General features: G+C 27.5%; 23 protein-coding genes. 22 read left to right on the top strand and 1 reads right to left on the bottom strand.

What is annotated here, in order from left to right; all coding sequences use genetic code 11:
• Positions 1-443: 443 nt before the first annotated feature.
• The 20 genes from CDIF1296T_RS15780 to CDIF1296T_RS15680 all read left to right on the top strand — a co-directional run bounded on the left by CDIF1296T_RS15780 (position 444) and on the right by CDIF1296T_RS15680 (position 22,545).
• Positions 444-1,643: a S41 family peptidase gene (locus CDIF1296T_RS15780; protein WP_009898126.1), complete on the top strand. Its 1,200-nt coding sequence runs from the start codon at positions 444-446 to the stop codon at positions 1,641-1,643.
• Between the two features lie 166 nt (positions 1,644-1,809).
• Positions 1,810-2,595 carry a MurR/RpiR family transcriptional regulator gene (locus tag CDIF1296T_RS15775; RefSeq protein WP_009898125.1) on the top strand — a complete coding sequence of 262 codons (786 nt, stop codon included), beginning with the start codon at positions 1,810-1,812 and terminating at the stop codon, positions 2,593-2,595.
• 168 nt (positions 2,596-2,763) lie between these two features.
• Positions 2,764-4,329 (top strand): alpha-glucoside-specific PTS transporter subunit IIBC, encoded by a 1,566-nt coding sequence (locus CDIF1296T_RS15770; protein WP_009898124.1) that lies wholly within the window; start codon positions 2,764-2,766, stop codon positions 4,327-4,329.
• 13 nt (positions 4,330-4,342) lie between these two features.
• Entirely contained in the window at positions 4,343-5,674 is a 1,332-nt protein-coding gene (locus CDIF1296T_RS15765; protein WP_021363882.1) for a 6-phospho-alpha-glucosidase, read from the top strand.
• A 13-nt stretch (positions 5,675-5,687) separates the two neighbouring features.
• Entirely contained in the window at positions 5,688-6,176 is a 489-nt protein-coding gene (locus CDIF1296T_RS15760) for a hypothetical protein (protein WP_003439922.1), read from the top strand.
• 13 nt (positions 6,177-6,189) lie between these two features.
• Complete coding sequence (locus CDIF1296T_RS15755) at positions 6,190-6,657, top strand: PTS glucose transporter subunit IIA (RefSeq protein WP_003431370.1); 468 nt, start codon at positions 6,190-6,192, stop codon at positions 6,655-6,657.
• 2 nt (positions 6,658-6,659) lie between these two features.
• Complete coding sequence (locus CDIF1296T_RS15750) at positions 6,660-7,814, top strand: MFS transporter (protein ID WP_021370635.1); 1,155 nt, start codon at positions 6,660-6,662, stop codon at positions 7,812-7,814.
• Between the two features lie 315 nt (positions 7,815-8,129).
• Positions 8,130-8,882 carry an ABC transporter ATP-binding protein gene (locus tag CDIF1296T_RS15745; protein ID WP_003439918.1) on the top strand — a complete coding sequence of 251 codons (753 nt, stop codon included), beginning with the start codon at positions 8,130-8,132 and terminating at the stop codon, positions 8,880-8,882.
• Positions 8,883-10,790 carry an FtsX-like permease family protein gene (locus tag CDIF1296T_RS15740; protein ID WP_009898119.1) on the top strand — a complete coding sequence of 636 codons (1,908 nt, stop codon included), beginning with the start codon at positions 8,883-8,885 and terminating at the stop codon, positions 10,788-10,790.
• 151 nt (positions 10,791-10,941) lie between these two features.
• Entirely contained in the window at positions 10,942-11,622 is a 681-nt protein-coding gene (locus tag CDIF1296T_RS15735) for a response regulator transcription factor (RefSeq protein ID WP_009898117.1), read from the top strand.
• Complete coding sequence (locus CDIF1296T_RS15730) at positions 11,616-12,635, top strand: HAMP domain-containing histidine kinase (RefSeq protein WP_009898116.1); 1,020 nt, start codon at positions 11,616-11,618, stop codon at positions 12,633-12,635. Before CDIF1296T_RS15735 ends, CDIF1296T_RS15730 begins: the two co-directional genes overlap by 7 nt.
• Before the next feature lie 439 nt (positions 12,636-13,074).
• Complete coding sequence (gene anmK, locus CDIF1296T_RS15720; RefSeq protein ID WP_021363879.1) at positions 13,075-14,226, top strand: anhydro-N-acetylmuramic acid kinase AnmK; 1,152 nt, start codon at positions 13,075-13,077, stop codon at positions 14,224-14,226.
• A 1-nt stretch (position 14,227) separates the two neighbouring features.
• Complete coding sequence (locus tag CDIF1296T_RS15715; protein ID WP_009898114.1) at positions 14,228-14,626, top strand: hypothetical protein; 399 nt, start codon at positions 14,228-14,230, stop codon at positions 14,624-14,626.
• 261 nt (positions 14,627-14,887) lie between these two features.
• The gene (locus CDIF1296T_RS15710; RefSeq protein ID WP_009898113.1) at positions 14,888-15,196 is read left to right on the top strand and encodes a PTS sugar transporter subunit IIB; all 309 of its coding nucleotides are present in this window, start codon (positions 14,888-14,890) and stop codon (positions 15,194-15,196) included.
• A gap of 88 nt (positions 15,197-15,284) precedes the next feature.
• Positions 15,285-16,631 (top strand): PTS sugar transporter subunit IIC, encoded by a 1,347-nt coding sequence (locus CDIF1296T_RS15705; protein ID WP_003431385.1) that lies wholly within the window; start codon positions 15,285-15,287, stop codon positions 16,629-16,631.
• Positions 16,632-16,863: 232 nt separating this feature from the next.
• The gene (locus CDIF1296T_RS15700) at positions 16,864-17,961 is read left to right on the top strand and encodes a DUF871 domain-containing protein (RefSeq protein WP_009898112.1); all 1,098 of its coding nucleotides are present in this window, start codon (positions 16,864-16,866) and stop codon (positions 17,959-17,961) included.
• Between the two features lie 98 nt (positions 17,962-18,059).
• Positions 18,060-18,974, top strand: a complete 915-nt coding sequence (gene murQ, locus CDIF1296T_RS15695) for an N-acetylmuramic acid 6-phosphate etherase (RefSeq protein WP_003431390.1) — start codon at positions 18,060-18,062, stop codon at positions 18,972-18,974.
• A gap of 109 nt (positions 18,975-19,083) precedes the next feature.
• A complete protein-coding gene (locus CDIF1296T_RS15690) occupies positions 19,084-20,004 on the top strand; it encodes an N-acetylglucosamine kinase (RefSeq protein ID WP_009898111.1) in 921 nt (306 codons plus the stop codon).
• Positions 20,005-20,020: 16 nt separating this feature from the next.
• On the top strand, positions 20,021-20,872 hold the full coding sequence (locus CDIF1296T_RS15685; protein ID WP_003439904.1) for a MurR/RpiR family transcriptional regulator: 852 nt from the start codon (positions 20,021-20,023) through the stop codon (positions 20,870-20,872).
• A gap of 611 nt (positions 20,873-21,483) precedes the next feature.
• Positions 21,484-22,545 carry a transglutaminase-like domain-containing protein gene (locus CDIF1296T_RS15680; RefSeq protein WP_009898110.1) on the top strand — a complete coding sequence of 354 codons (1,062 nt, stop codon included), beginning with the start codon at positions 21,484-21,486 and terminating at the stop codon, positions 22,543-22,545.
• Positions 22,546-22,660: 115 nt separating this feature from the next.
• On the opposite strand, the gene CDIF1296T_RS15675 is transcribed toward CDIF1296T_RS15680, so the two are convergent.
• Positions 22,661-23,635 (bottom strand): aromatic acid exporter family protein, encoded by a 975-nt coding sequence (locus CDIF1296T_RS15675; RefSeq protein WP_009898109.1) that lies wholly within the window; start codon positions 23,633-23,635, stop codon positions 22,661-22,663.
• Positions 23,636-24,090: 455 nt separating this feature from the next.
• Here CDIF1296T_RS15675 and pepI point away from each other — a divergent pair, with 455 nt between their 5' ends.
• Both pepI and CDIF1296T_RS15665 read left to right on the top strand, forming a co-directional pair.
• Positions 24,091-24,972 (top strand): proline iminopeptidase, encoded by an 882-nt coding sequence (gene pepI, locus CDIF1296T_RS15670; RefSeq protein WP_003439900.1) that lies wholly within the window; start codon positions 24,091-24,093, stop codon positions 24,970-24,972.
• Positions 24,973-25,353: 381 nt separating this feature from the next.
• Positions 25,354-26,157, top strand: coding sequence for a hypothetical protein (locus CDIF1296T_RS15665; RefSeq protein ID WP_003432058.1), 804 nt, complete (start codon positions 25,354-25,356; stop codon positions 26,155-26,157).
• The last annotated feature ends 4 nt before the right edge of the window (positions 26,158-26,161 follow it).

Below are 26,161 nucleotides of genomic sequence, written 5' to 3'. Positions count from 1 at the left end.
AAGTATTTGTAAAAATTCTCATAATCATGATAAATTAAGGATATAGACTTAAGTATAATTAGTTTATATCCTTAAAATTTCTATAAAAAATAATCATTTCTATAGTTATCAATATTTTTAATTATCAATATCTTTCTCAACTAATAAATAAAAATCAGTAAAGTATCTAAATTTAAGTCATTATAATGGATAAATTTTTTAGCATATCTTTTTTAGTATATCACTGATAAGAATTTACTTTCAGGATATAGCAGTAAAATAGATATTTGAATATAATTGTTATTTTATAACTTTCATGAAATAATTTTGAAAATACAAATAAAAATTTTTAAATAGAATAATAGTGGAATATATCTTCAAGAATTTCTTTTAACTGTTTAGGTGATAATAAAATAATGATACAATGTATTAAAATATAAAATCTGAAAGTGGATGAGAATTACATGAAAAAGAAAGTATTATTTTTAGTAATTATTTTAGCATTTATAATCTTATTAGGTAATTCTACTTATTCTCAAAAGAATCAGTTGTCTGAAGAGGAAAAGGTGGATGACTTTAATTATGTGTATAATGTTGTAAAGACAGGATATCCATATCTAGGTGTAAATAAGAGGCTTAATAATATTGATTGGTTAGCAAATAAGGATGAATATACAAAACGAATAAAAAACACTGAAAATGATGAAGAATTTATAGAAGAACTGTCATCTATATTATCTGATTTAAATAATAAACACACAGAAGTAATAGATAATAAGAAAAGATATGAACTTTTTAAGAAATCATACTCTAATAATGATTGGTATGATTTTCTTAATGATAAAAAAGTTGTGGATAGATATGACTCTATGAATCTTAAAATAAAAATGCCAGATGATATTTTTGTAAAAAAAGAATTAATTTTAAAGGATGTTATTAAGGGTCAGATTGGATATATGTATTTACCATCAATGTCATCAAAGAATGGCTCTATAAATAATGATTTAAAAATAATTGGAGATTATATTAACACTTTAGAAAAACATAAAGCTTTAATTATTGATATAAGAGGTAATTTAGGTGGAAGTGATAGGTATTGGCAGGGAATCGTATCTAAACTCATAAAAAATGATATCAAAATAAATGGTTATAGAATTTATAGAAATAATAATGAAATAGTAAAAAAATATACAAATGCAAGAAATATAAAATTAAATCCTGTAGAAAATTTACCAGCAAGTGTAAAGGAAAATGCACCTAAAGAAATTATAAAAGATTTTAATGATTTTGAAGATACTTCCTATACTATAAAATCTACAGATGATTCAAAATTTAAGGGTAATATATACTTACTTGTTGATAGAAAAATATATTCATCATCAGAGTCGTTTGCAATGTTTTGTAAAGAAAATAAATTTGCGACTTTAGTTGGTGAAACTACTGGCGGAGATGGAGGGTGTATAGACCCTGTATTGTTTAATTTAAAAAATAGTGGTCTAATAGTTAGAATGGCAAGTTGTATGTATTTAAATAAGAATGGAATATGTGATGAGGAATTTAAAACTATTCCAGAATTTAAAGTAAAAGATTGTAAAAGGACTGCTGATTTTAAAGATGATAATTGTATAAGAAAAGCACTAGAACTTGAAAATATTAATTATTAGATAAAAGAATAAAATTAAAACTACATTTTTTTAAACATCAATTATAGCAGTATTTTTTATAGTCAATTTTATGGGCTAAATAGTAAATATAAGAATACGCTGTAATTTAATGTTGAATATTGGTATAATATTTATGACGATTTTTAATTAAAGGGGGTAATAGTTTATGAGATTAGAAGAAATGATTTTTTTTAATTATAATAAATTGAATGATACAGATTTATTAATATGGAAATATATAACTGCAAATAAAAAACATTGTAGTAAGATGTCAATAAATGAACTTGCTATGAAATGTAATGTGTCTCGTGCAACTATTACAAGATTTGTTAAAAAATTAGATTTAAAAGGTTTCAGTGAGTTTAAAGTATTATTAAGCTGGGAATCAGAAAAGGTTCATGTCATAGAAAATCAGTCATTTGATATTGCATGTAATTCAATAATTAAGTATGTTGAAGATCAAAAAAATAAAGATTATGATGCATTGTGTAAACTTCTTTATGAATCAAGAACAATATACGCTTATGGTTCAGGTGATATTCAAAATGTGGTTGCAAAACAGATAAAGAGAATGTTCTTATCATGTCAAGAAATAATATATGATTTTGAGGGAAGAACATTTGATGATTCTTTTTACAATATTGTCAGTAAAAATGATGTTATGATTATTATATCCCTAAGTGGTGAGAATGAGAATACACTTAATATTGCTAGAAGATTAAAATTAATAGGAACTAAAATAATTTCAATTACAGAGTTTAAAAATAATACATTGACTGATTTAAGTGATGAATCAATTTATATTTCAGCGACTAATATCTCATTTTTACAAATGCACCCTAGTTATAAATTGACAATGTTATATTTTATATTGATTGAGTTATTATTTATTAAATATAGTATTTATAAAAGGCATAGAATGATTACAGAAGGGATTGATTGCAAATTGTAGTCATTCTTTTTTTTATGAGAATTTGAACATAAAAATGTGCAAAAACTTATTTGACTGTGAATAAGCTCCGAATATACCCTAAAGATTGTATATATTTATTAACCTGTTAAAATAATAGATATCTAAGGCCAAAGATAAACTAAAAATATGAGGAGGGGAGTAATTTATATGATGAAGAAAATACAACGTTTTGGAGGGGCAATGTTTACACCAACACTATTATTTGCTTTTGCTGGGATAATGGTTGGATTCTCAATTGTATTTCAAAATCAGTCAATTATGGGTTCACTTGCTACACCAGAAAATATTTGGTACCAATTTTGGGGTGTAATATCTAGTGGAGCTTGGATGGTATTTAATCAATTACCATTATTATTTGCTATTTCTTTACCAATAGCACTTGCAAAAAAGCAACAAGCAAGAGCTTGTATGGAGGCTTTAGCAACGTATTTGACTTTTAATTATTTTGTAGGTTCTATGTTAAGTTTTTGGGGAAAAAGCTTTGGAGTTGATTTCGCAGCTGAAATAAGTGCTGGAAGTGGACTTGTAAGCATTGCTGGTATTAAAACATTAGATACTGGTATGGTTGGTGCTTTGTTAATATCAGGTATTGTCATTTATATTCATAATAGATTTTATGATAAAGAACTGCCAGATTTTATTGGATTATTTAGAGGCTCATCACTTGTAGTTGCAATTTGTTTCTTTGTTATGATACCAGTTGCATTATTAACTTGTTTTATTTGGCCTCATATTCAAAATGTTATTAGACATTTGCAAACGTTTTTTATAAATAGTGGAAATATAGGAGTTTGGTGTTATGCATTCTTACAAAAGATTTTAATACCAACTGGATTACATCATTTTGTATATGCACCAATTTGTTATGATAGTGTTGTTGTTCCAGGTGGTACATCAGTATATTGGGCTACTCATATTCAGGACTTTCAAACTTCAGCTAAGACTCTAAAGGAAATGTATCCAATCGGATTTTCATTATCCGGATTATCGAAGGTGTTTGGTTCATTAGGTGTATTTGGTGCTTTCTATGTAACTGCAAAGCCAGAAAAAAAGAAAAAAGTATTAGGTTTAATGATTCCTGCTACTCTTACTGCAGTATTAACTGGAATTACTGAGCCGTTAGAATTTACATTTTTATTTGTAGCACCACTTTTATTCCTAGTACATGCATTTTTAGATGCATGCTTGCAAACGATTTCGTTTGCCCTAGGAGTTGTTGGTGATTTTGGTGGAGGAATTATTAACTGGGTTGTATTAAATTGGCTTCCTCTTGGAATGTATCACTGGAAGGTATATGTTGTTCAAGTTGTTGTAGGGATTATATTTTCATTTATCTGGTTCTTTGTATTTACTTTCTTAATTAAGAAGTTTGATATGAAAACTCCTGGTAGAGAGGAAGATAGTGAAGAAACAAAACTATATACTAAAAATGAATATTTAGAAACTAAAGATGAAAAAGGAAATAAATTGAGTAAAGCCTCTCAACAAGCATCTGAATACATAAAATTAGTTGGTGGAGCAGAAAATGTTGTAGATGTTACAAACTGTGCTACGAGATTGAGATTAACCTTGAAAGATGACTCAATTATTTCTAAAGAAGAAGATTTTAAGGCAGTAGGTGCACATGGTTTAGTGCATAATGGAAAAGCTATTCAGATTATTATTGGGCTTTCAGTACCAAGTGTAAGAGAAGAATTTGAAAATTTATTATAAAGGAGAAGGAAAGATGGAAAGAAAAAGACAGAGGATACTAATTGCTGGTGGGGGTAGTACTTATACTGCTGGAATTGTAACAATGTTAATTGAAAGTGTTGCTAAATTTCCTATTGAATCAATTAAATTATATGACAATAATGATGAGAGACAAAGAAAAGTTGCTGAAGCATGTGCAATAATTGTTAGAGAGAAAAATCCAGAAATTAAATTTAGTTATACAACAAATCCAGAAGAAGCATTTACTGATATTGATTTTGTAATGGCACAAATTCGTGTTGGTTTATATGCTTTACGTGAACAAGATGAAAAAATTCCACTAAAATATGGGGTTGTTGGTCAAGAAACTTGTGGGGCAGGTGGAATTGCCTATGGATTAAGAACAATAGGTCCAATAATCGAAATGATTGATTATATGGAAAAATATTCTCCAAATGCTTGGATGCTTAATTATTCAAATCCAGCAGCTATAGTTGCAGAAGCATGTCGTGTATTAAGACCAAATTCAAGAATTATTAATATTTGTGATATGCCAGTATGTTTAGAGGAAATATTTGCTAGAGTTTTAGGTTTAAATTCTCGTAAAGACTTTGATGTTAGATATTATGGATTGAATCATTTCGGGTGGTGGACAAGTATTAAGGACAAAGAAGGAAATGATTTAATGCCTAAAGTACAAGAATATTGTGCTAAAAAAGGATATGAGGAATTTACACCTCAAGGTCAACACAAAGAATCTAGTTGGTTAGAAACTATGAGAGCAGCAAAGGATTTATTGGAAATAGAACCGACTACATTACCTAATACTTATTTAAAATATTATTTAATGGCTGATGAAACTGTTGAACATGCTAATCCAAATTATACAAGAGCAAATGAAATTATGGATAGAAGAGAAAAGGATACATTCGAAGAATGTGAAAGAATTATAAAAAATGGCACAGCAAGAGATACATGGTTTGATGCAAGTGAACATTCTCAATTTATTGTTGAATTAGCTTGTGCATTAGCATTTAATACTCAGGAAAGATTTTTACTGATTGTTCCTAATAATGGAGCTATTGAAAATTTTGCAGATGATGCAATGGTTGAAATTCCTTGCCTTGTTGGAAAAGATATGGTTGAACCTATGTCTATAGGTAAAATTCCAACTTTCCAAAAAGGTTTAATGGAACAACAAGTTGCTTCTGAAAAATTAGCTGTAGAAGCATGGATAGAAAAAAGTTATCAAAAATTATGGCAGTCGTTTACTATGAGTAAAACTGTTCCAAGTGCAAAAGTAGCAAAAGAAATCTTAGATGAAATGATTGTGGCTAATAAGGATTTCTGGCCAACTTTTAAATAAGGAGAACAAAAACATGATAACAAATAAAATAAAAAATATCACAGCAGTATTAAAAGATGAAAATATATTTCTTTCAGTGGTTATGGTTTGTTTTCTAATATTACCTGTTTTATATATAGTGTATTTAGAATTGACATCATTATTTACAAATATTTCATTTTCACAACTTTTAAACAATGATGTTAATGCAAGTTTAAATTTAATCTCTAACTTTAGTGCAGTATACAGTGCATATGTTATTTACAATATAAAAAAGAATAAAGAGATAAAAGAAAACATGATTGCTTTCTATTTAGTCTTATTAGGGCAGATATTCCAAATTTACACAATAACTATTGTTATCATGTTTACCTATATTTATAAATTTGTTGGAATTAAACAAATCATAAGCAGTATTAAAGAACTACAATGGGGAAAGAGCTATAAGGCTCTTTTTTCCTCAATTGCAGTATGCTTAATATCGTTATTTGTAATGATAATTAGAATAAAGTTAATTATGTAGAGGAGTGTCTATAATGTTCTTTAAAAGAAAAAAAGAAGCAATTACAATTAATTCCTACATTGATGGAAAAATAATTAATCTTGGAGAAATTCCTGATAAAGTATTTTCAACTAAGGTAATGGGAGATGGATTTGCTATGATAGCAAAGGACAATATTCTTAAATCACCGACTAAAGGAGTAATAAGTTTTATTGCTCAAACTAACCATGCTATAGGAATTAAATTGCAAAATGATGTTCAAATTCTTATTCATATTGGATTGGATAGTGCAACAACAAAAAAAGAAAACTTTAAATTAGAAGTTAAACAAGGTCAAGAAGTTAATATGGGGGAAAAGTTAGTAGAAATTGATAATAAGTTACTTGAAAATACTTTATATATTCCTTTAGTTATTGTAGAGAATCCTAATACGGTAAAATATCATCTTTCAAACTTAAATCAGGAAGGAAATAGTGGTATTAAAGTTATCAATTTTGATTGATTATGATTAATAAAGCGATTAAATTTAAATTTATCATATTCTATTTTTTCTCATATATTATTTTTGCCTTTGCTTCAACAAAATTCACACCTTTCTTATCAAAATTAGGTTACTCAGCGTTTGAAAGAGGAATTATATTATCGAGCTATGCAATAACCAATATATTGTTTCAATTATTATTTGGAGTATTAGCTGATAAGTATCAAACAATGAAAAAAATTGTTTTAATTAGTTTATCAGTTTATGGAATTGCATCAGTTATTATGTTTTCTACTGAATCTGCAACTTTTATAATATACTTATTACTTGTTGCTTTATCAGGAGGATTATTAAATACTTGCTGTAGTTTATATGATACATGGATAATAGGTTGTGGAGATAATATTAATAATTATTTGTCATTTATTAAGACTTTTGGGTCGATTGGATGGGCTATTGGAAGTATGGTAGCATCTTACTTGATTCTTAGATTCTCATATTTTGGATTATCTGTAGCGATTGGTTTAATTGTAGTATTACTTATTATAAATATACTATTATTACCTGATATTGAAAAGATTAATAAGAAAATAAATGTAACTAATAAAGATATTATTGAATTATTAAAAGATAAAAAATATATCTTACTAGTATGTATTTTATTCTTATTATACTCAATGGTGGTAGCAAATAACTGTACTGTAATAGATAAAATGATAGCTTTAAATGCTACAAATTCTCAGATATCTTTAAAGTGGTCTTTACAGTCAGTGTTAGAGATACCAACATATCTGGCTGGTTCTTATTTATTAAAAAAATATAGCAGTTTAAACTTATTAAAATTAAGTGCTATTATGATAACAGTTCAGTTTCTACTATTTGCTTTAACAAATGATTCAAATATCATTATTATACTGTGTGTTTTTCAAGTGTTTTCTACTCCTTTAATTTTAATTACCTCAAAAAGATTAATATTTGAAGTTTCTCCTAAAAAACTTAGAAGTAGTAGCCAATTAATAGCTTTAAGTATATTTATGGGAGGTTCATCTCTGATTATTCCAACTGTTGCTGGTTTTTTAAGCATTAATATTGGGTATAATTATACATTAATGGTATTAAGTCTTTTTGGATGCTTAGCTTATTGCTTGATAGTCTTATTGAATTATCTTCAGGAATAATTGTTTTAATATATAGTAGTAATATCACTTGTTTATAGTATCTGTATTTGCCACAATCAATGTGTATTTTGGTTTTTTATAGAGAAGAATAATTGTATAGATTAGAGGCTTCTTAGGAGCTTCTTTTCTTTGTTTATACAAAGAAGTAAATCATGCTTTTATTTTAAGATATTTCCATTATAATTATAATAGTCTTCCATATGTTACAAAAGTGTAATGCTAACAGTTAAAATGTAATATTTACTTAAGGATTTATTTATATAAAACCTTTAAAATAAATATATATTAAAAAATTAGCAACTGGAGGCTATTATTATGAAAGAAATATTAAAAATAAAAAATATATCAAAAGATTATGGAATAAAAGGATTTAAAACAAATGTATTAAAAAATATATCTCTTACAGTCAATGAAGGTGATTTTATATCAATAATGGGTCCATCTGGTGCAGGAAAGACAACATTGCTAAATTTAATGTCTACACTTGACAAACAAACTTCAGGAGAAATAATACTAGATGGAATTAATATATCAAAAGTAAAAAATAATGAACTATCAAAATTAAGAAGAGAAAAAATAGGGTTTATATTTCAAGACTATAATCTATTAGACAATATGAAACTAATGGACAATATAGCACTTCCTCTAGCATTAGGAAAAAAGAAAAGTAAGGAGATAGAAGCTAAGGTATTTTCTATAGCTAAAAAATTTGGATTAGAAAATCATTTAGATAAATATCCATATCAGTTATCAGGAGGACAAAAACAAAGAGGCGCAGCAGCTAGGTCATTAATTACAAATCCAACAGTCATATTTGCTGATGAGCCAACTGGTGCTTTAGACTCTAAATCAGCATATGAACTTTTAGAATCATTAGAAAAAATAAACAGAGAAAATAACGCTACTATTATAATGATTACACATGACCCTCTAACAGCAAGTTATTCAAATGAAGTATATATGATAAATGATGGAAATATAAAGTGTAAATTAAACAAAGGAAATAGTAGAAAAGAATTTTATGGAAAAATTATGGATATGCTAGCCTCTATGGGAGGTGAGATGTAAGTGAGTATACTTGGAATTGCTTATAATAATTTTAAGAGTAACATAAGAACTTATCTAGCATTTTTTATATCTATGGTTTTTTCAGTAGTTGTGCTAACTAATTTTGAATTATTAAGATATGGTGATGCTATAAATGTGTTACAAGATGAAAATAAAAAATTTACACTATCAGTGTTAGTAGCTGTAATAATGATACTATCAGTATTTTTATTTTTCTTTATATGGTATGCAACAAATATATTTTTTAAGAATAGGTCTAAAGAAATTGGAATATTGTCTTTTATGGGATTAGATTTATATACTATAGGAAAAATATATTTTGTAGAAAATATGCTTATAGGAATAAGTTCTTGTATAACAGGAATAATTATAGGGATAATAACATCTAGATTTTTTCAAGTAGTGATAATAAAGTTATCTGGATTTAATATAAAGGTATCTAATGGACTTAGTATAGAAGCTATACTATATGCTACTTTAATCTTTATTTCTATATTTATAATAATGGCTGTAAAAGGTTTTATAACAATATGTAGAAGTAGTGTAATAAATCTAATCAATATATCTAAAAAACAAGAAAAAATACCAAAGGTAGGAATAGGTATATATATATTAGCTATAGTATCAATTATAGTAATAGGATATGGCTACTATCTTTCTACCAATATAAGAACTGGAGATATAACTAGTGTACTACCTGTTATAGGTATAATAATAGTAGGTACTTATGGATTATTCAAATCAGTTATGCCTGTTATATTTGATATTATAATCAAAAATAAAAAAATATTATTTAATGGAAATAATATAATTGCAATAAACAATATAAACTACCGATTAAATAAAAACTATAAAACTTATGCTATAATAGCTATAATTATAACTACAACAATATCAACTCTTGGTGCTTCAGTTGCGATGAAGCGTATACATAAGAATGCCCAAGAACAAAGAAATGTGTACACTATTAGCATAGTTTCAATGGATAAAGATGAAGTGAATAAAAAACAAATAGAGAATATAATAAAAGATACTAATAAGATAAAGTACTCAGTAAATCCAGAACTAACAATTTTAAAGAAAACAGATATAAAAGAAGCTTATGATACAACAGATACTATAATGAAATATAGTGATTTTTGTAATACTCTTAAAGTGAATGGCAATGATAAAGAATTAAAAGAGTATGGTGAAAGATTAGTTAGTGGAAATAATGTAATAGAGTTAAAAAGCCCTCAAACGATAGCATCAATAGCTACAAAAGAAGCCAAGATAAAACTTGATGGTCAGTTATATAATATTTCAAGGGGAGAAGTAAAAGTTCCAGTACTAGGGACAGGACTTAATCAAAGTATTATAGTGGTAAATGATGATACATATTTTAAACTAAGAGATAAGGGTCAACAAGTGTATTTTTATGGTGCAAAGGTATTTCAAGAAGAAAATAGTCAAGTAATGTTCAACAATATTGAAAAGAATTTAAGTTTAAAAAATGTGTATATTCAAAATGGATATAAAGCTCAAGGTGAGAGTCAATGGATGAAGTTTGCATATGTAGTGCTTGTGTTTTTATTCTTAGTCTTTGCAATTGTAGCTGGAAGTATAATATATATGAAAATATATAGTGATGCATATGAAGATAAAGAGAAATATAAGATTTTGTTAAAAATAGGTACTACAGAAAAAGATATAAATAGAGCTGTACTTAAAGAAGTAGCTATTTTTTATACTTTGCCAATGTTAAGTGCAACTATATCTAGTTATTTTGCATTGAGATTAGCAGGAGATTTATTGATGACCGATTTATTTGGTATATATATACTAAGTTTAGTGATATGTTTGATAATATTCATAATATATGGAGCAGTATCTGTTAATAAGTTTAAGAGTGTAGTGTATAAAAATTAGTTGATATATTAATAAAGAGAAAGGAGATTCTTGTAATAAGAGTCTCCTTGTTGATTAACTAAATAATTTGGGTAATAAATTCATATAAAATATGTTATGATATTAATAATTCATAGCATAGTGAAATATTAGGATAATGGAGAATATACAAATGTATAGAATTTTATTAGTAGAGGACGATATTGATTTATCAAAAGAGATTGCATTAGCATTTGAAAAATGGGGATTTAAAGTAGAATTAATTGATGATTTTGAGGTAGTATTAGATGAATTTATAGATAAAAAACCAGATGTAGTACTTTTAGATGTAAATTTACCATTATATAATGGATTTTACTGGTGCGAAAAAATAAGAGCTATTTCAAATGTACCATTAATATTTTTATCATCAAGAGATTCTGATATGGATTTAATAATGGGTATAAATAATGGAGCAGATGATTACATTACCAAACCATTTTCTATAGAAATATTGGTTACCAAAATAAATGGTATAATAAGAAGAGTCTATAATTATAGTGATTCTAATAGTATTTTGTATTGTGAAGATTTGATGTTTGATGTGGGGAAAGGGATTATAAAACATAAGTATAAGGATAAAAGTATAGAGTTGACTAAAAACGAAATAAAAATTTTAACATTATTATTAAAAAATAAGAATAGGGTTGTATCAAGGGAAAGTCTTATGATGACTCTATGGGATAATGATGAGTTTGTGACAGACAATGCACTTACTGTAAATATGAATAGATTGAGAAGTAAAGTTAAAGAACTAGGTTTTGATGATTTTATAAAAACTAAGAAGGGGATAGGATATATAATACAATGCTAGTAAAATATTTGAAAGGTAGGTCTAAGTATATTGCTCTACCTTTAGTTGTAGTTAGTATAATAAATATCTACTTATTTGCTATAGATATTTTTAAAAATAAATATTCAGAGTTAATATATTTAGATTTTTTAGTGCTGTTTATAATAATGGTATTTTTTGTTATAGATTATATAAATTTTAGAAATAGTTACACAAATTTATATAATTGTATAGAAAATAGTGGTGAAATAGACAGTTATTTAGTTGATGGACAATCTTTTGAAGAAAATCTAATAAAAGATATTATAGAAAACTTAAAAATAAAAAATAATAGTGACATAGAGACTTATAAACAATCATTAAAAGAATTGGATGAGTACATAGCTAAATGGGTTCATGAAATAAAAATTCCAATATCTTCTTTAAGTATAATTACAGATAGGTTAAGTAGCATAGAAGATAGTTTGGATATTAAGAATCAGGTTGCAAAGATAAATTTTTTAGTAAACTCTATTTTGTATAGTAGTAGAAGCAACACTATGTTTGAAGATGTATTTATAAATAAATTTAATTTAGAAAAATTGGTAAAAATGTCTATAAAAAATAATTCATTTTTGCTTATAAAAAATAATATAGAAGTTAGTTTGAATGAATTAGAAAATGATGTTTACACAGATTCTAAATGCATGTCATATGTTTTAGACCAAATTATTAATAATGCTATAAAGTATTCAAAGGAAGTTGGTAAGATTGAATTTAATTCAAAAAAGTTAGAAAATGGAGTGGTATTATCTATAAAAGATTTTGGTATAGGTATAAATGAGGAAGATATATCTAGGGTTTTTGACAAGGGATTTACGGGGAAAAATGGAAGAAATCAATTGTATAAGTCTACTGGAATGGGGATGTATTTTGTAAAGAAAATGATAGATAGTTTAGGGCATGAGATTGAGGTATGTTCGGAAAATGGTTCATATACAATTTTTAATATCTATTTTTATGATATATCAGATTATTTAAGCCTAGATAGTTAGGTTATTAGACTATAAAATCTATCATCATATACAAATCGACATATACAATAAGAATAAATTTAGTTCTTGAAAATAGTGAAGATTTAATTAGTGCCTTAAATGATGCTCTATCTATATTATAAAATAATAATTATTATATATGAAAAACATATCAGATATGTACCTGGTATGTTTTTTATTTGTAGTAACTATTTTAATATGGTTTTTGGAGAGAGAATATGTTTTGTTTGTGAAAAAAAATTACATGGTATTACATTGACACTGAAAATAAATTAATGTAAGATTTAGCTAAGGTAAAAAACGTGTATAAGATTAACTCAATTAATTTCATAAGAGTAAATTATCGTAATTAAAGATGAAATAAGATTAATTCTAAAATTATTAAACTTAATACCTTGATTTGGGGAGGAATAACTATAAACTTAAAAGGATGATAACTATGTATAGTGTAGGTTTAATGTCAGGAACTTCCTTAGATGGAGTTGATGCAGTACTAGCTGAAATTAGTGGGAATGGTAGAAATACTAAAGTTAAGCAAATAGAATTTATAACTCTAGAAATTCCTAAAGATATAAAAGACGAAATAAGAAAGTGCTGTATAGAAGAGGAATCGAGTGTTGATTTAATCTGTAGCTTAAATTTTAAGCTTGGATATTTATTTAGTAAAGCTGTAAAATCAGTGTGTCATAAAGCAAACTTTCATATAGCAAATTTGGATTTTATCGCATCTCATGGTCAAACAATCTTTCATATACCAAGAAGTTATAATAATTTTGTATCTTCAACGCTTCAAATAGGTGAACCAGCAGTTATAGCATATGAAACAAATACAAAGGTAATATCTAATTTTAGAGTAATGGATATAGCAGCAGGTGGAGAAGGTGCTCCATTAGTACCATATAGTGAATTTTTATTATATAGTGATAACAATAAAAATTTAGCACTTCAAAATATTGGTGGAATAGGAAATATTACTATAATACCTAAATCATGTAACATAGATGATGTATTTGCATTTGATACAGGACCAGGAAATATGATAATAGATGGAGTATGTCAAAGATTATTTAATAGAAAGTATGATAAAAATGGATACTTTGCATCAAAAGGTAAAATTAATGAAGAAATGTTAAAAGATTTGATGAGTCATAAGTATCTTAGTCAAGCGCCACCTAAAAGCACTGGAAGAGAGATATTTGGACAAGTCTATTTGGATAACATGCTTAACAAATATAAACATGTAGATAAATATGATTTGATAGCAACAGTAACTATGTTTACGGCAAAAGCTATATATTATAATTATAAAAACTTCATACTTCCAAAGGTTAATGTAGATACTTTATTAATTGGAGGTGGAGGAGCTCATAATCTAACTTTAATAGGATATATAAAAGAGTTATTATTAGAGGTTGAAGTATTAACTCAAGATGAATATGGGTATTCTTCTGATGCAAAGGAGGCTTTGGCATTTGTAATCTTGGGCAATGAAACATTAAATAATTCTTTTTCTAATGTAATATCTGCAACAGGGGCTAAAAATAAAGTTATTTTAGGGAATATAACACCTAAACCTTTTGGAGGTAAATGACATGTCTAATAATAAAAAAAAGAAAAGAAAGAAAAATAATAATTATAAAAATGCAAAAAGTACAAAAAGTAATAAAAATACTAAGAAAGAAATGGAGAAAAATCAAAGAACAGATTATAATATTCCAACTATAAGTTTTAAAAGTGGATTAATACTAATAGTTTCATCTCTTGTAAGTACTGTAGTTTTTCCTTTGTTATTATCTATATTTGGAATAGATAATAGATTTGGAGTTGTTATAGGAAATTCATTAATTACATCTTTTGCAGTTGCATATACAAGATACTTTGTTGAAACTAAGAGAGGTTTTTCTTTGGGATTTTTTAGACTGTATATTTTATTTGCTTTATCATTTGCAATAATAGGTTACTTCTGGATATATAAAGGAATACATATTTAAAAAAGTATTGAGACTATTTTATGTTAATAATAAGATAGTCTTTTTTCTTTTTTAAGAAAAGATATGAGTATTTTAAGTAGTGTGTAATTTTAGACAAAAGAATGATTAGATAAATAAAGCAATTAAAGCAAGATATAAATTCATGAAATAAAATTACAAATAAAAATGTAAAATATGAAAAAATATATACAAACGTATTCCTGTAATCAAAAATACATGCTATAATGATTGAAAAGAAATAAAAAAACAGGGGGAATCAATATGAGAGTATTATTTGTTTGTTCATCAGGGATGTCAAGTGCTATAGCAGTTAATGCATTACAAAAAGAAGGAGCAAAAAATGGAATAGATATAGATGTTTTGGCTGTTGGTACTCAAGAGTTTGAGGATGAAGTTAAAAATGGATGGGATATTGCTATGGTAGCTCCACAAGTCAGACATAGATTTGACTATTTAAAAGCTTTTGCTGATGAGGTTAGTGTACCATGTGCATTAATACAAGCACAAGCTTATAGTCCATTAGGAGGACCAAAGTTATTAAAACAAGTTCAAGAACTGTTGAGTAAATAGTAGTTGCAGTGTTGTTAGATTAGAAGAAAGTTGATTTTATAAAAATTTTAATGATAATAAAAATAAATATTAATTAAGGAGAGAAAAGATGCTAGATAAATTTACAGAATTTTTAGACACTAAATTATCAACTTCTATGGCCAGATTGGCAGAACAACGTCACTTAAGAGCTGTAAGAGATGGAATCGTAGCTTCATTACCACTTATAATAGTTGGGTCATTTTTCTTGATATTAGCATTTCCTCCATTACCAGATTCATGGGGGGTAACTCAGTATCTAAAGGAAAATGCAGTTACAATATTACTACCATATAGAATGACATTTTTTATTATATCAGTATATTCTACATTTGGCATAGGTTATAGTTTGGCAAAGTCATATAAGTTAGATGGATTGACAGGAGGTTTATTAGCTACAGCTACATTCCTTTTGACAATAGTTCCTACTGCAATAGAGGGTCTTACCCCTGATTTATTAAAGATAGTTGAAAAGAGTCCAGAACTTTTAGCTTGGTATAATTCAATTCCTCAAGGATGGCAAATGCCAATGGCTAATCTTGGTGGAGGTTCAATGTTTGTTGCTATTGTAACATCTATAATAGGTGTTGAGATTTATAGATTTACTGACAAATCTAAATTCAAGATAACCATGCCAGAAGCAGTTCCAGCATCAGTCACAAGGTCTTTTGAAGCTCTGACACCAGCCGCATTAATAATAATTTTAATGGCTATTGTTACTTATTTCCTAGGGTTTGATTGGCATGGCTTCATAGCTAAATTAGTAACTCCATTAGTTTCAGCCACTGACACATTACCATCAGTAATTATACTAATATTTTTAATAACGTTTTTTTGGTCATTTGGAATACATGGTGTATCAATAATAGGTTCATTGGCAAGACCTTTATGGATACAATTATTAGATGCTAATACAGCTTCATATGCTGCGGGTCAAGCAGTTCCAGGTATTGCTGCTGAACCCTTTTTTCAATGGTTTATATGGATTGGAGGTTCTGGAGCTACAATAGGCTTAGCTTTACTTCTTGCATTTAGAGCAAAATCAGCTTATGGAAAGTCTTTAGGAAAAGCAACTGTAATACCAGCAATATTCAATATAAATGAACCAATAATATTTGGAGCACCAATAGTATTAAACCCAATATTAATAATACCATTTGTTGTAGCACCAATAGTAATGGCAACAGTTTCATGGTTTGCTATGAGTGCTAATTTAGTATCCAGAGTAGTAGTTACTGCTCCTTGGACATTACCAGGACCAGTAGGGGCATATTTAGCCACTGGTGGAGATTGGAGAGCTTCAGTTCTTAACTTATTATGTATAGCTATATCAATAATAATTTACTATCCATTTGTCAAGATGTACGATAAGAGATTGCTTCATGAAGAAAAAGTTGAAGAGCAAGAAGCTTATTAATTAGAAACTATATTGGAAATTAAAAACTATATTAGATTAGTATAAATTTCAAAGTATAACAGTTATGAAATAAGTAACGAAGATATTTTGTTGATTGTTTATAAAAAAAGAAAAGGTAAACTTTTCTTTTTTTATAAATATATATGAAACTTTTTTTCACCAAATTTTTAAAAAAGTTTCGTGTAATTCGAAATAAATTTAAACACATATAGGATATAAGGAGATGACACAGATGGGAAGATTAGGAATATCAATTTATCCAGAAAAAACAACATCTAAGGAAATATATGATTATATAGATAAAGCTGCTGAAAATGGATTTACACGTATATTTTCATGTTTATTATCAGTTAAAGATACTAAAGAAAATATAATTAAAAAATTTAAACGTATAAATGAATACGCTAAGTTTAAAGGTTTTGAGGTAATACTTGATGTAAATCCCAGAGTATTTGGTGAATTAGAAATAAGCTACAAAGATTTGACTTTTTTTAAAAAGACGAAGGCAGACGGAATAAGGCTTGATATGGGATTTACAGGTTCTGAAGAGGCATTAATGACTTTTAATCCTCAAAATCTTAAAATAGAAATCAATATGAGTAATAATACTAATTATATAGATACAATAATGGACTACCAACCAAATAAAGAAAATTTGATAGGATGTCATAACTTTTATCCACATAGATATAGTGGATTAAATTTAAAACACTTTATAAAATGTACAGAAAGATTTAATAAGTATGGATTAAGAACAGCAGTTTTTGTAACAAGTCAAAATGAAACTACATTTGGACCATGGCCTGTAACTGATGGGCTTCCAACAATTGAGATGCACAGAAATCTACCTATAGATATTCAAGTAAAGCATATAATAGCTATGAATAATATAAATGATATAATAATATCAAATTGTTATCCAACATATGAGGAGCTAAAGGTATTAGGTTCTATGAGAAAAGATATGGTTACATTTGATGTAGCAATAGAGGAAAATATACGAGAAGTTGAGAAGAAGATACTCTTTGAAGAAATACATTTTAATAGAGGGGACATATCTGATAGTCTGATAAGGTCTACTCAATCTCGTGTTAAATATAAAGGATACAAATTTGAACTATTTAATACTCCTAAAATAATAAAAAGAGGAGATATAGTAATTGAAAGTAGTGAATATGGTCATTATGCAGGGGAGTTACAAATAGCCTTGACTGATATGAAAAACAGTGGTAAATCGAATGTAGTAGGATATATAAGAAAAGAAGAATTATTTATATTAGATTATATTAAACCATGGCAAAAGTTTAATTTTAAACCCTCAACAAAATAATTTATTATGAAAATATTAATTTATTATAAAAATATAATTATGAAAGTTGGAATTAAAATGTGTTTAAAAATTTAATATTAAGAAAATGAGGAAATGATATGTTAATAAAAACTTTAGAAAATTTAGTTACAGAAGGTAGAAATAAGAATACATTGCAAATAGATAAAGAAGATACATTAGGCATAATAGAATTAATAAATAACGAAGATAAAACTGTAGCCTATGCTGTTGAAGAACAAAAGGAGAGTATAGCAAAAGCTGTTAATATAATAGTAGATAGAATGAAGCAGGGAGGTAGATTATTCTATATAGGAGCAGGTACCAGTGGGAGGATAGGAATACTAGATGCCACAGAATGTCCTCCAACTTACGGAGTGGATTTTGAGCTTGTTCAAGCTATAATAGCTGGTGGAAATCAAGCAATATTTAAAGCAATAGAAGGTGCTGAAGATGATAAAGAACTTGGAAAGCAAGATATAATAGATAGAGGAGTTACATCTAAGGATGTTATATGTGGTATAGCTGCATCAGGAAGGACTCCTTATGTTATAGGTGCAATGGAGTATGCTAAGGAATTGGGGTGTGCAGTACTATCAATAACTATGAATCCGAATAGTGAAATGAGTAAAAAAGCGGATTTACCAATAAACATTATAGTAGGGGCAGAAGTAATAATGGGCTCAACTAGAATGAAAAGTGGTACAGCTCAAAAAATGGTATGTAATATGTTAACAACAGCTTCTATGGTTAAGATGGGAAAAGTATACTCAAACTTGATGGTAGATGTTAAGACATCAAATGAAAAGTTGGTTGAAAGAGCAAAAAGAATAATAATGATAGCTACAAATGTAAAATATGACGTTGCAGAAAAATTCTTAGAAGAAGCAGATAATAGCGTTAAATTGGCTATATTTATGATAAAAAGTGGTTTAGATAAGGATAGTGCAAAGAGTATCCTAGATAGACAAGAAGGTTATATAAGTGAAGCTTTAAAATCAATAGAAAAATTGTAAAATAAATAATAGTACTGATAACCTTTCAATATTAAAAAAACAGCATTGGAAGGTTATTTTTAGATATTAAGTATTGAAAGAATTATTAAAGATATTGTAGGAGGATAGTATGTATTTTTTAGGTGTAGATGGTGGAGGAACGAAAACAACATTTACATTAGTAGATGAAGAATTAAATATAGTAGGAACCATAACCAAAGGAACTTGTCATTATAATCAAATAGGATTTGATAATCTAACGAAATTATTAATAACTGGGTTGGAAGAAGTTTGTAAAGATGCTAAGATAAATGTAGAAGAAATAACGTATGCATTTGTTGGACTTGCTGGATATGGAAAAATAAAAGAAGTATTGTATGCATTAGAAGTAGCAACAAAAAATGCATATAGTCATATAAATTATACTCTAGGTAATGATGTAGAAATAGCATTAGCAGGTTCTTTAAATGGGGAAAAAGGTATAAATATAATTGCAGGTACTGGTTCAATAGCACAGGCTTTAGATAAAGATGGGAATCTTCACAGATGTGGAGGATGGGGCTATGTATTAGGAGATGAAGGTTCAGCGTATTATATAGGAATGGCTACCTTAAAAATGTTCACAATGCAGTCTGATGGAAGGTGTTCAAAAACAAAATTATATGATTTAATAAAAAGACATCTTAATATAGAGAATGATTATGACATAATAAAATATGTAAATGATGAAATACAAGGAGATAGAATAGAAATAGCAAAGTTTGCTACGATATGTTTAAAAGCAGTTATTGAAGGTGATAATACTGCTAGTAAAATATTTGATGATGCAGCTTATGAATTAAGTAGGCTTATAATAGGATTAGATCATCATTTTGAACAAGGTACAAAGATAAAGGTATCTTATTCAGGTGGAGTGTTTAAGTCAGGAGATTTAATATTAGAGCCACTTAAAAAATATTTGAATAAAACGAGATTTGGTATAGTGAGACCAGTGTTGACTCCAGATTTAGGAGCATGTTTACTTGCTAAGAAGAAATATTATAGTAAATAGGTAGAGGTGGTAGAGTATGAGTTGCATTTTAAAATTAAAACAGATATATGAAGATTTAACGGAAGTAGATAAAAAAATAGCTGATTACATACTTAATAATACAGAGGCTATAAGTAAGCTTTCTGTATCAGAATTGGCGTCAAACTCAAAAACAAGTACAGCAAGTATAGTTAGGTTTTCTAGAAAAATGGGATATTCGGGTTTTGGGGATTTAAAAATTGAGATAGCTAAAGATTTGATGGGCAAAGAAAATGAATACACATATGTAGATGAAAACTATGATTGTAATATAGATAGTGTTATAAACAAAATTACAAACAAAAACATAGAGACTATCAACCAAACAAGGTTGTTGAATGAAAAAGATATAATAAAAGAAGCAGTTGAACAGATAATAAAGGCTAAAAATGTATATATATTTGGAGTAGGTGGTTCGGCTTTAGTTGCACTAGATTTACAGATGAAACTTTTAAGGATAAATAAACAGGCATTTACCTCTTTAGATAGTCATACACAACTTATGGTATCTTCAAATGTAGATAAAGAAGATATAGCTATAGCAATATCTTACTCTGGAGAATCAAAAGAAGTAATAAAGTCTATAGAAAATGCAAAATTAAAAGGATGTAAGGTCATTTGTATAACTAAATATAGTGACAATCATCTTAGTAAGATTAGTGATTTAAAGCTAGTAGTACCAAATATAGAAAAAAGACTTAGAGAAGGAGCTATTTCTTCAAGAATAGCAATGCTTACGTTGATAGATATAATATATATTTCTATAATTCAAGAAAACTTAAATGAGGCAGAACAGAAACTACAAGAAACAAAAAGGATACTTGATTATTTAAATATTAATAATGCTTAAAACTAGGTTATATATCAACTAAACAAATAAGTTAGGCTATAAGCGTAAGTCAATAAGAAATAGATAAATATCTAAAATATTGACTTACTTAATAATAATATATAGCATTTTTATAATACAAATGAGTTGTCTTAAAATTGATTTTTTTTAATCAAATTTTAAGTTCAACTCCTTTTTTATATTTTTATAGATATATCCTATATTTTCCCAGAAAACGTATTGAATATACAAATTATAAGAAGTATAATGTTGTTGGGAGAGAATGTATGAAATGTATACAAAGTTGATTTTAACTGTATTATTGATAATTCTCTTTACTCTTACCATTATTAATGATTGAAGACAATGGTATTTATTATAGGTCAAAGATTCCGAATGTATTAATCATCATCATTTTCTCAAACTAACAGCAAACACCCTGATTTGCGAGTTGTATTGTATACAAATTATCTAGAAAATATCTATTAGATTTTCCATGAAATTTAAATATTTCACGAATGTATGAATGGAGAAATATACATGTTGACAATCCACCTTTTTAAATCCTAAATTAATTTTATTAATGGTAGAGAATAGGAAGTAACAATGTTTTATAAAGGAGAATATTAAGTATGAAGAAAATTAGGAAGTTAGCTACCAAGTTATTGATTACAACAATAGTTTTAATCTCAGGTATGAGTATGACAGTTTATGGTATGACAGCCAAAGAGGTAACAGCAAAAGCACCAAAAAGCTATGTCACTGGAACCAATAGCGTATATGGTCCAAAGCTGTCACAAGCCCAACTAAACTCAGTAGCACAAGCAACAGCAGATTTTATGAACAAGAAAATCACAAAGAATATGACCACAGATGCTAAGATTTTAGTTGCCTACAATCACATTAAAAATAACACAACATATGTTGACTGGAATGCAGTAGAGGGAGCAAATACTGCCTATACATTGGTTACTAAAAAAGGTGCATGCTCAGGAATGGCTAGGAGCATGAAAGCTTTGTGTGATGCTATGGGAATTGAATCTTATTATGTACACAGCACATCAAATGACCACCAGTGGAATCTTATCCGTTTTGGTGATGGGCGTTTGTATCATGTAGATATTGATGCTAATAAATCAGCAGGAAAGGATATCATATACAAGAGTCTTAGCCACCCATTACCATTTGATAAGACAGCATATCCAAAAGTTGGTGCAATAGTACAGACGGTAAAACCAGAACAGACACAGAAACCAGCACCACCTGGGAAGCACACTATGTTACCACATCAAGAAGGGGCAAAGGCTGTTGGAAATTTTGGAAAAAAAGGAGAAGATATAAATGAAAAACATGTAATGTATGAAGGTGTTAGATGTAGTGTAGTTAATTCATCAGTAAATACAATTACATTTACAGGTAGTGAATCAAATTTAGACCCATCAAATCTTACGATTGCTGTAATAGGATTTATGAACACACCATATGGGATGTTTGCATTAGCACCAGAGGGTAAACCTGTTGAATATCCTTTTAAATATGATAAGCCATTTTCTTTAGATTTTAGTGGTAAAAATCGTTCTGGTGCAGAATTAGCGAAGTACTGTAAAAAAAATGATGTGACTATTAAAATAGAAATCACTGATGAAAAAGCTAATATTGGACTTGGTCAAATAATGTATGTTCGATATGAATAATGATTTAATCATGACAGTAGAATAAGTTATAAACATTGCGCCCTCTTACTAGGGGCGCATTTAATATTATATCTGATATTTTGTAGTCAGGTCAACTGCTAGATTTCTCCCCTTTTTATTTATAAAAATTATTATCTCTAAGCATCTGAGCATGTTTACGATTAACTAAAAACTGTTTTAACTCAGTCAAGCATAGGAATAAAATAGCTCTATTTTCAAACTCTGTTCTGTCAACAGGTAGAGGCTGGTTTTTCATACTAAGCATTAGTCTCTTTAATTCTTCAAGAAGAAGATTGCCTGTTTCAGCTTCAAATTCAGTATAACCTATCTTATGTATAAAAGCAGATAGAATATGAGCTTGTGGTGGTGTAGAATTTAGTTGAGATACATAACTATACAAATTTTCTAAGATATCCCGTTGACTTTTTATAATATCCATATGCTCTAAGAAGAATCTAGTATCACTTAATAAAGTATTATTAATATTATCGTAAGTTTCAGAAATACTGCTGTCAATAAGTGAATTTAATGTATATAAATCTCTACTATATCCATTTTCTTTTTTAGGATTTACAATAATATCTGCAATGTCTATAAGTACAATACTCACTTCTTCCTGTAACTTTTTTTGAACTTCATGGATTTTATGTATATTTGTTGGAATATACATATTTATTAAGACACCTATTCCAGTTCCTACTGCAAATATTCCAGCTTCATTTAAAATCCATTTGATAGAAGTTTCTCCTTGAAGGTAGTAATGGGATGCTATGACTACACACATAGCAATAACATCTTGAATATTTAACAAAAAACAAAGTGGTATAATTATAAATATAAATATTGAAAATGAAGTCAAATTATATCCTAAAATATTAAAACATAAATATGAAAAAATAGTACATAAAAGAAAACCATAAATCTTTCCAATGGAGCCTTTAAGAGTTTCTCTTTTAGTGTCCTTTACTGTAAGTAGTACTATAACTCCAGCAACCATTGAATATTCTAATTTTAATAGCCAAGCAATAAATATAGCAAGAGAACATCCAAGAGATAATTTTATTACTTTAAGTGAATTAATATTATTCAAATGCAAACCTCCTGTAAATCAATATAATAAAATTCTAACATAAAACTAATATTGCTTGAAAGGTAAGTAACTATACTTAATTATTTTATTGCCCTATTTGTTTAGATACAATCAATATAATTTTATTTTATGAAAATTTTTTGTAAAATTTTAAATTTAGAGACTAACATGAGACCACAAAGAGGAAGTTTATTATAGGAAGAAAACTTAAAATTGATTTTAAGCAGCAAATGAAAATAATCAAATATGTATATACTATTATTAAAAAATAAAATTATATAGTTAATATAATTTTATAATTGGTTTAGTATAGAGATTTTTAACTTTTATGTTATACTATTTATAAAAGTAGGTATAAAGATTAAAATACATAATCAAATATGTATAAGAGGTTTTAAATAGTATTGTTAATGAACTTGATTATTGTTTATAATTACAAATTGGAGGAGATAGACATGAAAATTACTGAAGGATATATGCCTTTTAAAGGTTTTAAAACGTATTACCGTATAGTAGGAGAAAATACGGAAGGGAAGAAGCCATTAGTATTACTTCATGGAGGTCCAGGTTCTACACACAACTATTTTGAGGTATTGGATAAGATAGCTGAAAGTGGTAGACAAGTAATAATGTATGACCAAATTGGTTGTGGAAATTCATTTGTAGAAGGGCATCCTGAGCTATTTAATGCAGATACTTGGATAGAGGAGCTTATTGAACTAAGAAAACATCTAGGACTTGATGAAATTCATCTGTTAGGTCAATCTTGGGGAGGTATGCAGGCTATTTGGTATGCTATTGAATATAAACCAAAAGGTATTAAGTCTTACATCCTTTCATCTACTCTTTCTTCTGCAAAACTTTGGGAGAAAGAACAAAAAAGAAGAATATCATATATGAGTGAGGTTGACCAAAAAGCATTACTTGATGCAGTAAATACTGGAGATTACTCTAGCAAAGAATATAATGATGCATTAGAAAGATTTATGGAAATGTATTGTGCAGGTGAAGTGACAGAAGATTCTCCAGAGTGCCTGAGAAGACCTAAAAAATCAGGTTCTGAAGCATATATTGTAGGATGGGGACAAAATGAATTTTCTCCTACAGGAACTCTTTCTGGATATGAATTTACAGATAGATTACATGAAATAAAAGAGCCTTGTCTAGTAACTAGTGGAGCAATAGATTTATGTTCACCATATATTGCAAAGACTATGTATGATAGAATACCTAATAGTAAGTGGGAATTATTTGAGTATTCAAGACATATGCCATTCGTTGAAGAAAATGAGAAATATATAAAAGTCTTAACTGAGTGGTTGAATGCGAACGATTAAAAACTATATAAATTTATATAAAAAAATGAGTGTCTCAAAATGAACTTTTTAGTTCATTAGGCACTCTTTTTGCATGAAATCAAATATATTTTCATTATTTGAACGATAAAATGAAGCTTATATCTATTTTGGGAAAGTAATTTTTTATTACTAGCGTTAGATTCTAATCTAATTGTATACTTATTGAAATAATAGAAATATATTGGTGTTTATAACTTAATTTTATTGTTTTTTAGAAATTTTTTTATATATTGGTATAATTATTCTGTTTAAATTTGATTAAAAAGTATATTAATTATAATAAGAAACAATTATATAAATAGGAATAGATTATTATAATTAATATAGATATAAAAATAATTATAGAAGGAAAGGCACATTATGGAAAAATTGAGAGTTATTGAAATGATAAAAAATAATCCCAATATTATAGCTACAATAGATAATCCAACTGATGAAATGAAATTGTTAGCTATTAAAGAAAATGGGCTTGTACTAGAATATATAAATAATCCAACCAGAGAGATGCAAGAACTAGCAATAGATAATAATATTAGAGCAATTAAATTTATAGATAATCCAACAGAAGATATGATGATAAAAGCAGTAAATGAGGGATGGAGTATACTGGATTATATCAAAAACCCAACTGATAAAGTTATTGAAATGGCTATAAATCAAGCAGGATGGGCAATTAAATATGCTAAAAATCCAAGTGAAGAATTACAACTATTAGCAGTAAGAAAAAATTATGATTCGATAAAGTTTATAAAACAACCTTATGAAAGTGTACAAGAGGAGGCAGTGAGAATAAGTTATGATGCCTTGAGATATATAGATTCACCTAGTTACAATGCAGAACTTATAGCTATAAAAAATAATGAAGCAGCTATTAGCTTTATAACTGATTTAGATAAAAATAAAATGTTGGAATTTTTAAAAGTGAATATTTTAGTGATTAAGTACATTCTGAAAAAAGTATCTAAAGATGAATTAGAGAGTGTATTAAAAGAAGTATTATCCAAAGAAGATGTTGAGGAAAAGTATATTAGAGATTTTTTGAATTGTAGTGTTATAGATAGAAATAGCGAAAGTATACCAATAGATAAAATTATGTTTATTTATAAATATGGAAGTAAGACAGCAAAAAAAATAGCTGTAGATGAGAAATTAAAGATTATGTAGGAGA

This window comes from Clostridioides difficile ATCC 9689 = DSM 1296 (assembly GCF_001077535.1).
GTDB lineage: Bacteria > Bacillota > Clostridia > Peptostreptococcales > Peptostreptococcaceae > Clostridioides > Clostridioides difficile.
The sequence above is the reverse complement of the archived record's forward strand: the minus strand, read 5'-3'. Positions and strand labels throughout refer to the sequence as shown.

Bases quoted from the DNA above. Each gene is read 5' to 3' on its own strand.
- CDIF1296T_RS15780 (WP_009898126.1), top strand. From the start codon at position 444: ATGAAAAAGAAAGTATTATTTTTAGTAATTATTTTAGCATTTATAATC.
- CDIF1296T_RS15775 (WP_009898125.1), top strand. From the start codon at position 1,810: ATGAGATTAGAAGAAATGATTTTTTTTAATTATAATAAATTGAATGAT.
- CDIF1296T_RS15770 (WP_009898124.1), top strand. From the start codon at position 2,764: ATGATGAAGAAAATACAACGTTTTGGAGGGGCAATGTTTACACCAACA.
- CDIF1296T_RS15765 (WP_021363882.1), top strand. From the start codon at position 4,343: ATGGAAAGAAAAAGACAGAGGATACTAATTGCTGGTGGGGGTAGTACT.
- CDIF1296T_RS15760 (WP_003439922.1), top strand. From the start codon at position 5,688: ATGATAACAAATAAAATAAAAAATATCACAGCAGTATTAAAAGATGAA.
- CDIF1296T_RS15755 (WP_003431370.1), top strand. From the start codon at position 6,190: ATGTTCTTTAAAAGAAAAAAAGAAGCAATTACAATTAATTCCTACATT.
- CDIF1296T_RS15750 (WP_021370635.1), top strand. From the start codon at position 6,660: ATGATTAATAAAGCGATTAAATTTAAATTTATCATATTCTATTTTTTC.
- CDIF1296T_RS15745 (WP_003439918.1), top strand. From the start codon at position 8,130: ATGAAAGAAATATTAAAAATAAAAAATATATCAAAAGATTATGGAATA.
- CDIF1296T_RS15735 (WP_009898117.1), top strand. From the start codon at position 10,942: ATGTATAGAATTTTATTAGTAGAGGACGATATTGATTTATCAAAAGAG.
- CDIF1296T_RS15730 (WP_009898116.1), top strand. From the start codon at position 11,616: ATGCTAGTAAAATATTTGAAAGGTAGGTCTAAGTATATTGCTCTACCT.
- anmK (WP_021363879.1), top strand. From the start codon at position 13,075: ATGTATAGTGTAGGTTTAATGTCAGGAACTTCCTTAGATGGAGTTGAT.
- CDIF1296T_RS15715 (WP_009898114.1), top strand. From the start codon at position 14,228: ATGTCTAATAATAAAAAAAAGAAAAGAAAGAAAAATAATAATTATAAA.
- CDIF1296T_RS15710 (WP_009898113.1), top strand. From the start codon at position 14,888: ATGAGAGTATTATTTGTTTGTTCATCAGGGATGTCAAGTGCTATAGCA.
- CDIF1296T_RS15705 (WP_003431385.1), top strand. From the start codon at position 15,285: ATGCTAGATAAATTTACAGAATTTTTAGACACTAAATTATCAACTTCT.
- CDIF1296T_RS15700 (WP_009898112.1), top strand. From the start codon at position 16,864: ATGGGAAGATTAGGAATATCAATTTATCCAGAAAAAACAACATCTAAG.
- murQ (WP_003431390.1), top strand. From the start codon at position 18,060: ATGTTAATAAAAACTTTAGAAAATTTAGTTACAGAAGGTAGAAATAAG.
- CDIF1296T_RS15690 (WP_009898111.1), top strand. From the start codon at position 19,084: ATGTATTTTTTAGGTGTAGATGGTGGAGGAACGAAAACAACATTTACA.
- CDIF1296T_RS15685 (WP_003439904.1), top strand. From the start codon at position 20,021: ATGAGTTGCATTTTAAAATTAAAACAGATATATGAAGATTTAACGGAA.
- CDIF1296T_RS15680 (WP_009898110.1), top strand. From the start codon at position 21,484: ATGAAGAAAATTAGGAAGTTAGCTACCAAGTTATTGATTACAACAATA.
- pepI (WP_003439900.1), top strand. From the start codon at position 24,091: ATGAAAATTACTGAAGGATATATGCCTTTTAAAGGTTTTAAAACGTAT.
- CDIF1296T_RS15665 (WP_003432058.1), top strand. From the start codon at position 25,354: ATGGAAAAATTGAGAGTTATTGAAATGATAAAAAATAATCCCAATATT.